Here is a 12517-nt window from a genome sequence, read left to right on the forward strand (position 1 = left end):
CTTAATCCAAGTTAGATTGTCTTGAGGCTTGTCCGTATTTCACTTTTCTAGACATGCGGTCATAATCAATATCAATTTGTTTTTCGATGTGTACAGCCACTTCTTTACCCGGTGGAACATATACCGCATCAAACATTTGGCCATAACGCTGGCGGAACCAGTCTGCAGTTTCTCTCAAACCGCCACCTAACGCTTGACCAAGAATATACTTACCGTTATTACCCGTTACCGCACCAATTACTGCACCGCCATCAACCACTGTTGTTGATTGAGATGATGATAAGCCTTGTGCAGCTGCGGAAGCCCCCGTTAAGAAAAAGTTGGTTGTTAGATATTCCGGAGCATTCGTTCTGCGTTCTCCAGGAATGCAAGGCACACCGTGCGGATCAGATAACCAGCCAATTTTATTGTTAGAATCATCCGTTGAAACAATGCGCCCATCGCTAAACACAAAAGTTAAGCTTTTCACATCACCACGAACACAAGATAGCGTCCAGTCACCGCTTGCTGTTCCAGAGACAATTGCGCCTTCAATATCCGGCAGTTCAATACCATTTGCAATTAAGTTATCTCGACCAATAAGCAATTTAAACGGATAAGGCTCGGTCACATTATTATCAATCGGCACACGCCCAACAAGCGCAGTCATAGCAACAGAATTAGTTAAAGTAGAGTTAGCTGCAATTGTGAAAAATGGTGTAGCGGTATTAAATATTGCATTATTACCTGTACTAGATTGCAATCCATCATTAGATTTTCGGATGTCATTCACATTGTTATCGAAGGTTTTGGGAAAACCGATTCCTGCACCATTTACACCAATACCTTGTAGAGCATTCCCTTGGCTGTCTGTAGTTGGCATATCACTAGGGTTCACCCAATTAATTCCCCCTCGAGTTTCAACCTGAGGGCCAGTTGTTGCTCCGTTTATTGGTAGAGGAGCATTGGGATTTGCCTGGGCATTTCCATTCCCTACAACTTGATTACCAGCTTGTACAACCTGATCTTTTAACGCATTAATCTCATTAATTAACGCCCCTGTTTCTGCTTGTACCGCCTGTTGAATTTGATAATCCGTATTATTTGCTTGATTTTTTAACTGCTCATTCTCTTTTACCAAGCGGTCATTTTGTAAAATCACTTCATCAAAGCGTTTGTTATTTTCCTTCACTTTACCAATAAGTGTTCTCACCGTATCTTTAGATGTATCACCCTCAAGCCCCATTGAGCGTAGCTCTTCCGGTGATAAATCTTTGAGAGAGAGATCTAAAGCATCTTCTTTTTTGGTTTCTGCTGTAGTTGTTGAGCTACTACCGGAGAAAAGAAATCCAGCCATCAGCGTCACGACAAGCGCGGTAATCCCACCAATAACATAGAACGCTTTATTTGCTTTCATTTGCATTGTTCTCTCCTTATTTCGTTTGAGTTGTCACTGTTGTGGTGACTTTTTTCAATTTTTTCGGTTTATATGAATTTGACTGAGGGATAACAGAATGATTAGGTGAACCTTCTGTCACAAGATATAACGTTGTGGTATCTTCAGGTGTACCATGCCCCCCAAGCCAATTATGCTGAAATGTTGCTGCATAGAATCGACCTTGAAGCTCTCGAGGATCTAAATCAATGCGAGATTGCCCCTGGTTTTGCAAGCGAATCGCAGTGACAACATATCCATCAAGTTGCCAGCTGAGTAATGGAGTAGCTCGCACAGGCAATGCAGGTAAGAGCGTTTTAAGCGGTGTAGGAAGGCGATGTGAAACTTGGCGCACACCTTCCAAAGGCTCAACTGAACGTAAAGGCGCATAAAACATTTGTGCGGCATAACGTGTTAATGCAGCTGGAGCGGGGAGTGCCGGACGCGCATTTGGTATTGGTTCGTTATATGCATTTGCATCTTGGCCATAAGCAGTTGTTTGTTTTTCAACTTTATTTTCATAAACAAAACGAATTGGCTCACTTGCATTGGCAACAGAATGCTTCGCTTGCACATCAAGTAAGATTATTTCTCCGGTTGCAACATCCATAAGCTGTAAGCGTGTTTTTGGGAAATCTGCAGTTGCTTTTAAATAAACCGCACCGCCAGTTGATTGAATGCGAAGCTTGCTATCTAATTCAGGTGGATAACCTACTTTTACATTTTTATCTACGAATAGAATACGTTCTTTTTCGATTTGTAAGTCAATAGGTAACGGTTTGCGCGCCCATTTCATTAACACATCGGCAGATGCCGTCATTGGTGAAAAGATAAAAGCCGCGCTCAGTAACAAAGTGAGTTTTTTCATTATTGGTTATCCCCTTCTCTAAATTCTTTTGCTTCTAAACGTAATGGAATTGAGCTGTAGCAGTTAAATCCCAATCCCCAAGGATTGTTCTGTAAATCTGTTTCCATGCGCACGATATTGACCGGGAAGCGGGTTAAAACACGTTTTACTGGTTCATCTTTGAAATACTCATCTACACTTAAATCAAGATTAACCGTCCAGCTATCGGGGCTATGAACAATCACACTATTATCTTTAAATCCACGTCCCACAATTTCATAAACACCACGTGCACGTTCCCGTAATTCACCGTTAGATAAACGGTCATAGTAGTCTTTCTTCAAAAATTCTTGGCAACTTGGCGTAATAAAGGCTTTATTTCTTTCAATATTTAATTTGTATTCTTCCTCGCCATTCTCCATCCAGCGGTTTAACTGCTGGAAGGTTTGATAAGCAAAGGCATAAACGGTTGATTTTGGCACTTCCCACCAAGGGCGTTGACTTCCCGCACGTAAATCCGGTGGGTTATAAATCATTAACCGACTTGGCGCGGTAAAAATAATGGCACATAGCACCAAACAAATCACAAGCAATGCACCGATAGCAATTCGCCCGGTCATGATTTCGCGATTTTTTTGATGAACAATCCCTTTTAAGTCTTTCATAATAAACTCTCTTATTTTTTAACTCGGCGAATAGCCCAAGTGCCTTGACGGGAGATAAAGCGATTCCCCCCTAATATTCCATCTAATTTAACCTCAATCATTCGATTCAAGTAGGCTTCCGGCTTACCTCGTTTAAGGCGCGCAATAATCACTTTGCCAATCACCACAGAAAGAATGCAAAACAACATGGCGAGAGACGGAATTAACAACCAAAAATCAAAGCCTAAGGCAAAACAACAAAGGAGGCCAAGCACTGCACCTAAGATAAATCCCATTGCTGCAGCCAACATAAATTCACTTACAGATAACCCGCCATACACACTCGATTCACGATTTAATCGAGTAGGAAGAAAGGGGATCGTTTGCTCTTTATCACTTGACATCTTGACCTCACAGAGATAATTAAAACAGACCGATAGCCAATTTCACCAACCAGAGGCTGAAGAAAATTAAAATGAAACCAAGAATAAGAGCGATAATAAATGGGCCCCATCCTTTTTTGTCATTTTCGTCAGTCGCTGCGTTATAGGTTTTAATTAATGCTTTAACCACTGTCATGATTGACCATGCTGCAAATAAAATTGCAAACAGGGTTGCCAATGATTTAGCAACAAGATAGATAATTTCCATCGGGTCTTTGGTATTGCTATCTACGCCTGGGATTTTAAAATCAGGGATTTTAGAGGCATTGATACCATTACCACCGCCTGTAGCAAATGCATTTTCAACGGATAACCAAAGTAAAGTTACTACCGCAAGAAAACGACTTGAAACATTCTGAAAGAAGGATTTAATCAACTTCATGAGATGTCCTTATGGTTTATTAAATAAAAAAGCTGACAACACATATAATTAATGCTGCGCCCCATAGAATCAGTTTAAAGAATGACCAAATGTCACCATCATTCACCATGCCTTTGTAGCCATGATTAGTTGACCACATATACGCAAGTAGTAATACGGCAATCAAAATAATGGCCAACATGATTTTCAGTTTTAGCGGATCTAAACCACTTACAGCATAAAAGCTGTCTAACGGTGAAACAGAAGGGAAATTAGCGTTACTCATGTCCTATTGACTCCGAAGATTAAGATAATCTTCTTTTAAGTTACGAATAGCTTTAGGATTTCTAGGAATAGCCCGGGAAGGGTTAATATATTGTTTAATCCCTGCCTGTACCGTAGCAATATCTTGATGTGCTGAAGCGTAATCAAAATATTCTCGACTTTTCGCAGAAACCTTTGCACTTGCAGCTGCTCGCTGTAATGAGAGTTTTGCTGCATCCAACTGTTTAATTGCTTGCGCTAAATGCTCTTGCTCTGTTGCTTGAGCACTTATAGCGCCAAACAATAACCCTATTGCTAGAGATAAACTGAAAATATTTTTAGTCACGGAGAACTCCTTACTTGAAACAGATTCCAAGCAAAGAGTGCCAAAGAAGAGAGGGAAATTTAATGAGAAACTCTTTTTAAATTCAAAACAGTTTTTAGTGATAAAAAAGGGCGCTTATTCTTGGAAAAATAAGCACCCATAATGACAACATAGAGGAATATTAAAGGTATTTTTTAAAGCTCGCTGCCGTTACACAGATGGATAGTCCAAATAGAAATGCAGCTGGCACCAAAATTATATTCGGGTAAATAGAAATTGGGATAGAAAGATACAATACCCATGCCGACAACATAATCGGGCCAATTAATCGACGTGCATGATGATAAAGAAAACTAGATTCTCTGCCCGCACCAAATTTGCGACGGTCACGCATCATTAACCCTTCAGTAAAGCCCGCAAATGCGGCTAACAAAAAGAGTGGGGAAGTAAAAACAATCACTACAAGTCGAATAACAAAGGTGATAAAAACATAAATCACTGACTCAATATAAGCTCGCCCATAATGATACACCCACAAACCTACGCCACTATGCTCACGAGGGTTGGCTAACCAATCTTTTACACCTGTTTTCACAAAAAGCCATTCATGTAATGACAAAATAAGACCTTCAGCCAGCTCTTTTGGAGAATGATAGAAAAGACCTCTCGTTAGACTATCAGAAAGCCATCCAAGCTCAGTTAGCATCATTTTTTGACTGTGTAAATGACCTTCTTCAGGCCATAAAAATGCAATACCTAACCATTCAAGAATAATACTCAAAATCAGGGAACCCAATAAGGCGGCTAATACCGCATTAATGTAGTAAAAAAGACCCTTTTTCTTTTTTTTGACTTGTTGTTCTGCCATTACTGTAATGTTCCCGCTGGAGATAATTTACAGTGAAAGAAAAGATAACCTTTTACTTCACCGTCTAAAAAAATTTGAATTGCCTGGATGCCATTTTCAGATTTTTTTACATCATTAGCCGTCCAAAGTGAGATGCCTTTATTTGCATACTTTTTCGCAAATTCATGTGTGGTATAACGCTGATTATTCCAATCTTCCAAATAAGGTAAAAAGTAATCAAGTAATTCATCAGCGTTTTCCAGCCCACAAGAACAGCTAGTGACTGAATTGAAATCTACGCTCATATCCGGAATATCAAGCAAGTTCATATCCGGCTGATTAATTATCTGTGTCATCAAAATCATCCTCATCTGTATCATCATTCTGATCAATATCTTCATCTTCCATATCTTCAGCAACTGGAGCTTCAACATCCCCGAAAAGCATTTCTTCTCCTGCGTGTGAAGGCGCTCGATTTAATGACATTGACTGAAAAGCGGTTGCTATATCTTGACTTGGCGCATAATCAGAAAATGCAGATTGCCACCAATTTGGAGAAATATGGTAGTTTTTGCGCATATAAGCCGTCAATTCTTGAAGTGATTCCGGCATCACATCATCTTTATCAACCGCAGGTAAAGGCATTCTTAATTTATAAAGCGTACTTCCTTCAAGAAGAGCAAATGCCTGACCTTTTGGTAGATTTGTAATATGTGCTGGCGATAACATTGGCACCATTTTTTCAGAAATACGTTCACCAGTATTAGACGTAAACGCCTTGCCATCATCCGGATTGCTGTTATCTGTCGTACTTGATGTCACCATGCTTTGATAAATTGTGACATCGTTGAGCTGACGCGTTAAAAACTCTGCAGTGGCCGGCTCTTTTACCCGGAACATTAAAAGTGTATTGAAGTTACCTGTTGTTTGTCCCGTTTTCGCTTTACTTCCAATACGAGCTTCAATATCTGAAAGTGTTTGAGTATAGGCTGTTACCTGCATTCCCGCACCACGACCTTTATTGATCAGTGGAATGAATTCATCCCCCATTAATTCATTAAACTCATCGCAATGAAGGTTGATTTTAGGCGGTTTGCTTTTAGTTTTAAATGCATCCGGCAACCCCTCATCTACGCCAAATTTATAAATATGACCAGCCATTGATACCAAATCAGCAAACATACTATTACCCACAGCTGCAGCGACAGTCGCATCAGATAGCGCGTCTAAACCAACGTAAACAATCCCTCTTTTACGAATAATAGATTCCCAATCAAAGATAGGGCGCTCATCATGAATATCAGTGTAATCAGGCGAGAGAAGCTCTGCAGTTTTACCTGTAGTGAGTTTTTCAAGTAACGGTAAAAGCGATGCCACAATTTTATCAAAATAGGTTTTATCGTAACGTACCGCACTTGATAATCCTTCAAGCACTGGGTCAAAAATCTTATTTTCTAAAATGTATTGGTTAATAACAGCAATCAGCGGTCTATCTTTCATCGAGAACGGTAAATTTTTTACATCTAAGTTAGCCGCAACCGAAGCCAACGTTGGCCATATTTTCTTATCGACAGCATCGAAATGAAGTTTGGCGTAGTCTAAGAAAAGTGCATCAATATTTTGTACAAAACGCGAGATTTGCACATAGTCCGGGCGTTTTCCCATTTCAACCAATGCACGGGAGACAATATTCACAAAACGCCACGCAAACTCTTTAAATGCTGCGCTATTTCCTGCACCACTTAATTGCCCGGAAATGCGTCCTGCCACCTCTGAAATTCGACCAAATCGACCAACCGGGTTATAACGAGCAGATATTTCAGGATGGCCTAGGTGAAATACATAAAATTCATTTTCACGCCCAGCACGTTTCGCTTCAGCATACATTCGCTTTAACATGTCAGGGTCGCCTTTCGGATCGAAAAAGACAACCACTTCACGCTCTTCAGGTGTTTTGCCTCGATGTATATCTTGTGTCACAAGCACTTCAGCAAAACGCGTTTTCCCTACACCAGTCGTACCAAATACTAAGGTATGACCGCCACGGTCGCCTAATGGAAGCATAATATCGCGTTCATTCGGCTCTACACCATGCATTACTGGAATACCGCCAACTGGCGGTAGCGGTCTTACTGGATTTAATGGAGAGTCCATTGAAGTGAGTCGAGATAACCAATTATCATGCACTTTTTCATAATCACGAGCGGCTTTAAACCACTTTCCATTTTTCCAATAAATCTGCCCATTTGCAGAGAAGCAGTCATAAAGACGTTGCGTATGCTTAGGCTCCCATTCAAAGCCTCGTCCTAAGAACAAGGCTTTTTTACTTACTGGAATTTGACGACTGGTCAAAGCATAGTGAGGGAGTCTGCGTAAATTTCGGTGATAGCGTACAATTTCCATTCCTTGACGAAAACGCATAATTCCCATACCTGCGAAAGCTGCCCCTAATCCATATCCAATAAGAGGATTTAATGCGAGCGACCAAGGCGCACCGCAACAAACAAAAGCACAAGTACCATGGACGGCAGCTGGGAAAAACTCAACAGGCGGTCTAAGCAAGCCTTCTAAAACGTGTTTTTGACTCATTGCGACAATCCTTCTGAAGTCAATAAAGCAGGGTAGTGAGCAAGATTCAATCTTGAAGCTAAGTCATCCCCTGGCGTTGGCATTAAGGTTAAATCCGGTGCTAATTGGCGTAACTCACTTAATTCGTTTGTTGTTTTAACGCTTACTACAAGTCCCATTGCTCCAATTTTTTTAAGGTAATTATAATTAGCGTGTAGCCAATTTTTAGATAAGTTATCTGTTCCAATAAGAAAAATAGGTAACATTCCAGGAAGATTCATTCGAACTGGTTGTATTTGGCCCGGTGTCATTCTATGTGAGATAACAGGTAAAATATCCGCTTCGGTCAATGTTGAAGGAACGCTGTTAGGGTAGGCTTGAACCATTGATTCGTCCGGTTGCAATGCTTCATAAAAACGGACTGCACTTTCTCCGCCAAAATCCCCAATAACTTTTAATTCAGCTTGAGCTTGAGTCACAACACCTAAACAGATCAAGGAAAGAAAAAAGGATTTATACTGCATAATTCTGTTCTCGTATTAATTGGTTGGATTTTGCCAACGAATAGCTTGTTGGTTGGTTTGATTTGACGCTGGCTCAACCCAACGCATAGCGGTTTCTGTTGGTGAAACCCAGTGTAAATTAGTTGGCAATGGTTTATTCTCAATCTGATAACGAGGTGAAGCGGAAGAACGCTGGAAATTGGCTATTTGTTTACTGACATTAAAACGCTCACTTTGATAAACAAGAAAGCCTTGTACCGACATTCCTTTTTTCATCCCGTTGCGCTTCATATTTAGAATATCTTCACGTGTTGCTCTACCTTGTAGCGCTCGATGTAAACCATCTATACCGATATTATGAGCAAGATATAAATTTTCATGGGATGGTTTTATGCCCCGCTCAAAAAACTGATTGATATGCCATCTCGCATAAAGTGCGGTTGCTAAAGTGTTTATCCGATTATTTTTGCGCGGGTCAAAAGGCGTATCTCGATTATAACGAGTGATCATTGTCATCCCTAAAGCTCGCCCCTCATCTGTTGTGGCAAGCCAATTCCAAGTGCCCCGGGTAAATTGCCCCACACCGGTTGCCCCGGTTGGGGAAACATTTCCATACCACCCATCTTCAATTTTCACTAAACCACGTAACATCGCTTCATCGACCTGGTAGCGATTAGATGCATCTTTAATATAGCCATCAATATCAGTTCCAAAGCCATTAAATGCAACGGAGTGAGTCGCAACTCCAAGACCGATTAAGCTAAATACGATTTTTAATAGACGATTTGTTGCCATTGCCCATCCTGTTGAATTTGGAATGCAGCAGGCATTTTGCCATCTGCATACTGTAACCAGGCTCCATTATCATGATTAAGGGTAATTAATTTTCTATTCACTTTATTTGGGTCGATGTTATGTTTTTTCGCCCAATTATAGATTTGCTCATTATTCTTCACGCCAACAAAATAAATATCTATAGGCGTTTTATCATTCACATATTGCAATACACGATCAGCATTCGCTTCACATTTGTCACAATTTTCTAGGCGAGTAAAATAAATCACCCGTCCAAACCGCTCTGAAATATGAGGTTCAACCTTAAATGGTTGCTCATTTGGATACATTTCAGCAAATACGCGATCATAAGTGCGTTGGAACTGCAGCTCTCGCTCCATGCGGTCGTGCATTTTTTTTGCCAGTAGTCGAGCATAACGCTCTCTTTCCTGCTCATTTCGAGACTCCACACCAAGCGAGGTTAAAGGGTCAAGACCTGGCGACCATATACCACGAGCACCTTGATTTAGCTCTTGGTAGCGTTGCCATTCTTGCTCAGTTAAACCCCACTCTTGAGACTTAGCTAATAACTCTTGTTGATTTAATTTATTTGTCACCAAGTTTTGTTGATTGAGGGATTGAGTAGCAAGTGTATTAGCCGCAGTGACTTCAGCAAATACAGCAGTAGAAAACATCCCTAATATCATCGCTACATAGGATATTTTTTTGACATGATTCATTGCTTATTCCTCGATGATTTCTGTTGTGGTTGTTGTCGTTGTTGTGGTTTCTACTTTCGGCTTTTCCCCTGTAGCACGTTCCGGTACAGCTGGGCGTAATTTAAAACAAACGGTACGAGAAACGTCATTGATAGTAATTTCATAAGCCGGCCCCGCTAACATTTGAAGGGCATCACGTAAAGCCATCGGGCCAAATTGATAATGTACTTTTGGTAATGGACGGGAATAAAGCGTAGAAAGTGTTGGTTCATTCTGACCAAAGCCATGACAAAGTGAAAGGCCTGTATCTTTTAATGTGGTACGTAATCCTTGTTCAACAGTTGCGGTCAAGGCACGTTTCTTTTTGCCTAACATATTGACGGAGACACTTTGGTCAAGAAGGTATTTTTGACCTTCTTCCGGAGAAAAATTAATTAAAGTATAACGACCTTCACGTAACACTTCTGTACGTTCAGGTTGATAGTCTGTGTAAATATCCGGACGGACTATGCGATCTTCCGGTTGTAAGACTTGATGTTGACCTTGTTGAATACTTGGATTTTCTAATGCTTGTTGTTCATCGGCTGTTTGTCTGTGCGCACAACCTGAAAGCACAACCAATGCAAACGTGGTTAATAGAATTTTTTTCATGATGAGGCTCCAATTAAGGTATTTAAATAATGTCTTAATATGGATAACTCTCAACTGAATTTGAATAATTTATTCTTCTTGAAGTAAAGATAGAAAAATTAGCTGATAAAAATATATTTTATTCCAACAATAATTGTTAAATGAACTGGGTAAAAAAGGTAAAAGAAAGCCTTAGGCATACGAGAGATTGAGAGATTACATTGACGAAGGCCTTTAGGGTGAAGAATAAATATTATTGTACCAATTACAACAGCGACGACACTAACTGTTTCAACAATAGTTTCCCCGAAATTATCAATAAAACTGTGATTGACGAAAAGTGCGAGCAATACACAGGTTAGCATCGTAATAAGACGATATTGAGTATCTTTTGTTTGCAAAAATAGGTAACAACCAATGCAATATGAAAGCCCAGGTAAACCATAATCAGAGAGTGCGGAAAGAATAATAAAAAAGCCCAATCCAAAAAACATGACCCAGCTATTTAAGTCTTGACGGTTTTTATATACCCATATTACCCCGATTACAGACAAAAACTGAAATAGGACATTTAAACGGTCATAATTAGGCTCGAAAAGCGTAAAACTGATTTCAGATAAAAATGCGGTTGCTATCATCCAAGTGAAATAACTTTTAAAGTTCACGTTATCTCGAGATAAATTAAGCGCGATGATAAATCCAAACGCCACGTAGGAAAATCGACCAATCACCCGGCACCAGGATAGAGCAGGGTAAGCATTTGAAAAGGCTACACCAATATGATCGATAATCATTGTAATGAGTGCTAACCATTTTAGACATTCAGTTTGAGAAGAGGTTAAATAAGGCATCGTTATACTATTAAAAAGAGTTTTATTTATCATACCCTAAAAAGGAAAAGCCTATCTACTTTATGTAGATAGGCTTTCAAGGTAAATAGATTAATATTCATATCCGAGCATAATCGTTGTAGAACTACGATCTGCTTCAGTGATGATAAAAACACTTTCTCCATCAACAAAATGCTGGCTCACAATGCGTTTATCCTTCTCTACGGCATGATCGTTTTCAATCCAATCTTCAACGCTGGTAGCACCCCAATCATAACTTAATTGTTTTTCAATTAAGCGATGAATGGTTGGCATTCCCAATAACTGTTTAGCGCAGATAGTACACGAAACATCCCCTAACTTAAGTGGTGTTCTTTTTGATTGATATATATCCCAATCAAAGTGTCCTCTTTGCTCATCTTCACTTTCATCAGAAAAAGAAATCTTAGTTGTTCGATTCCCGTCATCATCTACTGAAGTAGAGAGTTGAATGGTGTCTTTACCATTATCTGCTTGATAGAAATTCATGACAATTTCTGCAAGCGGATGTGGCGGTTTTTCAATCCAATCTTTATTCCCCAGCATGATAATGCAGCCATTTTGATGCCACGAGATGACCTCATTGATCTTTTCGGTAGTTAATTCCGCTAAGATACGACGAGAGACGAAGATTTTTCCAAGTTCTAAAATACGATTTTCCTTACACATAAGTGTTTCTCCTAAATTTTTAAAATGTAAAAAGTAAAGGGGATAACACTGCCATTGAGGGTGTTATCCCCCAATGGGTGAAAGGTTGTTAGCTAAATAAGATGATTATCAGTAAAGCAAAAAGACGCAGAACCAGAAACGATAAAGTGATCAAGTAATTTAATTTCCATTAATTCACAAGCTTCCTTTAATCTCTTGGTTATATATTTGTCAGCATCACTAGGCTCAACATTTCCAGTTGGATGATTGTGCCCAATGATAATTGCTGATGCATTTAGCTTTAATGCCTGTCGAATAATCTCCCGAATCGACACAGAAATTTCTGAAACAGATCCTTGAAACATCACCTCAGATTTAATCAATCTGTGGATTCTATCCAAGAAAAGTACCACGAAATTTTCTCTTTCTTCATTACCTATAATGGTTTGAAAATAGAGTTTAGCTATGGATGGCTCAGTAAATTCCTGTGCACCTTGGTAAAAGGGCTTTTTTTCCATCACTTTAGTTAAAATAACCTGTGCCTGTTCTAAAATAGCTTGTTGTTGCTCGTTTAATTCAAACATTCGATATTCCTTCTTAAATAGGGAATATCGCCCATAAGGGATATATCCCCTATGGGTGAAAGTGCGGTCAAATTAAC

At 39.7% G+C, this 12517-nt stretch carries 17 protein-coding genes; all 17 read right to left on the bottom strand.

The features are described from left to right. Position 1: 1 nt before the first annotated feature. Positions 2 to 1402 (bottom strand): TIGR03752 family integrating conjugative element protein, encoded by a 1401-nt coding sequence (locus INP93_RS05460; protein WP_014064977.1) that lies wholly within the window; start codon positions 1400 to 1402, stop codon positions 2 to 4. Between the two features lie 10 nt (positions 1403 to 1412). Further along, positions 1413 to 2282 (bottom strand): TIGR03749 family integrating conjugative element protein, encoded by an 870-nt coding sequence (locus INP93_RS05465; RefSeq protein ID WP_049370064.1) that lies wholly within the window; start codon positions 2280 to 2282, stop codon positions 1413 to 1415. Further along, positions 2282 to 2926: a PFL_4703 family integrating conjugative element protein gene (locus tag INP93_RS05470; RefSeq protein ID WP_047922049.1), complete on the bottom strand. Its 645-nt coding sequence runs from the start codon at positions 2924 to 2926 to the stop codon at positions 2282 to 2284. The genes INP93_RS05465 and INP93_RS05470 overlap by 1 nt, the downstream gene beginning before the upstream one ends. Before the next feature lie 11 nt (positions 2927 to 2937). After that, positions 2938 to 3309, bottom strand: coding sequence for a TIGR03750 family conjugal transfer protein (locus INP93_RS05475; protein WP_197544356.1), 372 nt, complete (start codon positions 3307 to 3309; stop codon positions 2938 to 2940). Positions 3310 to 3328: 19 nt separating this feature from the next. Further along, complete coding sequence (locus INP93_RS05480; RefSeq protein WP_005653541.1) at positions 3329 to 3730, bottom strand: DUF2976 domain-containing protein; 402 nt, start codon at positions 3728 to 3730, stop codon at positions 3329 to 3331. Positions 3731 to 3749: 19 nt separating this feature from the next. After that, entirely contained in the window at positions 3750 to 3995 is a 246-nt protein-coding gene (locus INP93_RS05485; protein WP_005750915.1) for a DUF3262 family protein, read from the bottom strand. Between the two features lie 3 nt (positions 3996 to 3998). Continuing rightward, positions 3999 to 4319 (bottom strand): integrative conjugative element protein, RAQPRD family, encoded by a 321-nt coding sequence (locus INP93_RS05490; protein ID WP_005687583.1) that lies wholly within the window; start codon positions 4317 to 4319, stop codon positions 3999 to 4001. Between the two features lie 160 nt (positions 4320 to 4479). Beyond that, the gene (locus INP93_RS05495; protein ID WP_005687582.1) at positions 4480 to 5166 is read right to left on the bottom strand and encodes a TIGR03747 family integrating conjugative element membrane protein; all 687 of its coding nucleotides are present in this window, start codon (positions 5164 to 5166) and stop codon (positions 4480 to 4482) included. After that, on the bottom strand, positions 5166 to 5501 hold the full coding sequence (locus INP93_RS05500; RefSeq protein ID WP_049370066.1) for a hypothetical protein: 336 nt from the start codon (positions 5499 to 5501) through the stop codon (positions 5166 to 5168). Before INP93_RS05500 ends, INP93_RS05495 begins: the two co-directional genes overlap by 1 nt. Next, positions 5485 to 7734: a type IV conjugative transfer system coupling protein TraD gene (traD, locus tag INP93_RS05505; protein ID WP_197544357.1), complete on the bottom strand. Its 2250-nt coding sequence runs from the start codon at positions 7732 to 7734 to the stop codon at positions 5485 to 5487. The genes INP93_RS05500 and traD overlap by 17 nt, the downstream gene beginning before the upstream one ends. Next, positions 7731 to 8237 (bottom strand): integrating conjugative element protein, encoded by a 507-nt coding sequence (locus tag INP93_RS05510; protein WP_197544358.1) that lies wholly within the window; start codon positions 8235 to 8237, stop codon positions 7731 to 7733. The genes traD and INP93_RS05510 overlap by 4 nt, the downstream gene beginning before the upstream one ends. Before the next feature lie 15 nt (positions 8238 to 8252). Next, positions 8253 to 9011 carry a transglycosylase SLT domain-containing protein gene (locus tag INP93_RS05515; protein WP_197544359.1) on the bottom strand — a complete coding sequence of 253 codons (759 nt, stop codon included), beginning with the start codon at positions 9009 to 9011 and terminating at the stop codon, positions 8253 to 8255. Next, positions 8990 to 9730, bottom strand: a complete 741-nt coding sequence (locus INP93_RS05520) for a TIGR03759 family integrating conjugative element protein (protein ID WP_049370069.1) — start codon at positions 9728 to 9730, stop codon at positions 8990 to 8992. The genes INP93_RS05515 and INP93_RS05520 overlap by 22 nt, the downstream gene beginning before the upstream one ends. Before the next feature lie 3 nt (positions 9731 to 9733). Further along, on the bottom strand, positions 9734 to 10360 hold the full coding sequence (gene pilL2, locus INP93_RS05525; RefSeq protein WP_014064986.1) for a PFGI-1 class ICE element type IV pilus protein PilL2: 627 nt from the start codon (positions 10358 to 10360) through the stop codon (positions 9734 to 9736). A gap of 98 nt (positions 10361 to 10458) precedes the next feature. Beyond that, entirely contained in the window at positions 10459 to 11190 is a 732-nt protein-coding gene (locus INP93_RS05530; RefSeq protein WP_197544360.1) for a TraX family protein, read from the bottom strand. A 90-nt stretch (positions 11191 to 11280) separates the two neighbouring features. Beyond that, positions 11281 to 11877, bottom strand: a complete 597-nt coding sequence (locus INP93_RS05535) for a hypothetical protein (RefSeq protein ID WP_049370071.1) — start codon at positions 11875 to 11877, stop codon at positions 11281 to 11283. Positions 11878 to 11969: 92 nt separating this feature from the next. Further along, a complete protein-coding gene (gene radC / locus INP93_RS05540; protein WP_197544361.1) occupies positions 11970 to 12440 on the bottom strand; it encodes a RadC family protein in 471 nt (156 codons plus the stop codon). Positions 12441 to 12517: the final 77 nt, after the last annotated feature.

It is taken from the genome of Haemophilus parainfluenzae (genome assembly GCF_014931415.1).
GTDB classification, from domain to species: Bacteria; Pseudomonadota; Gammaproteobacteria; order Enterobacterales; family Pasteurellaceae; genus Haemophilus_D; species Haemophilus_D parainfluenzae_AF.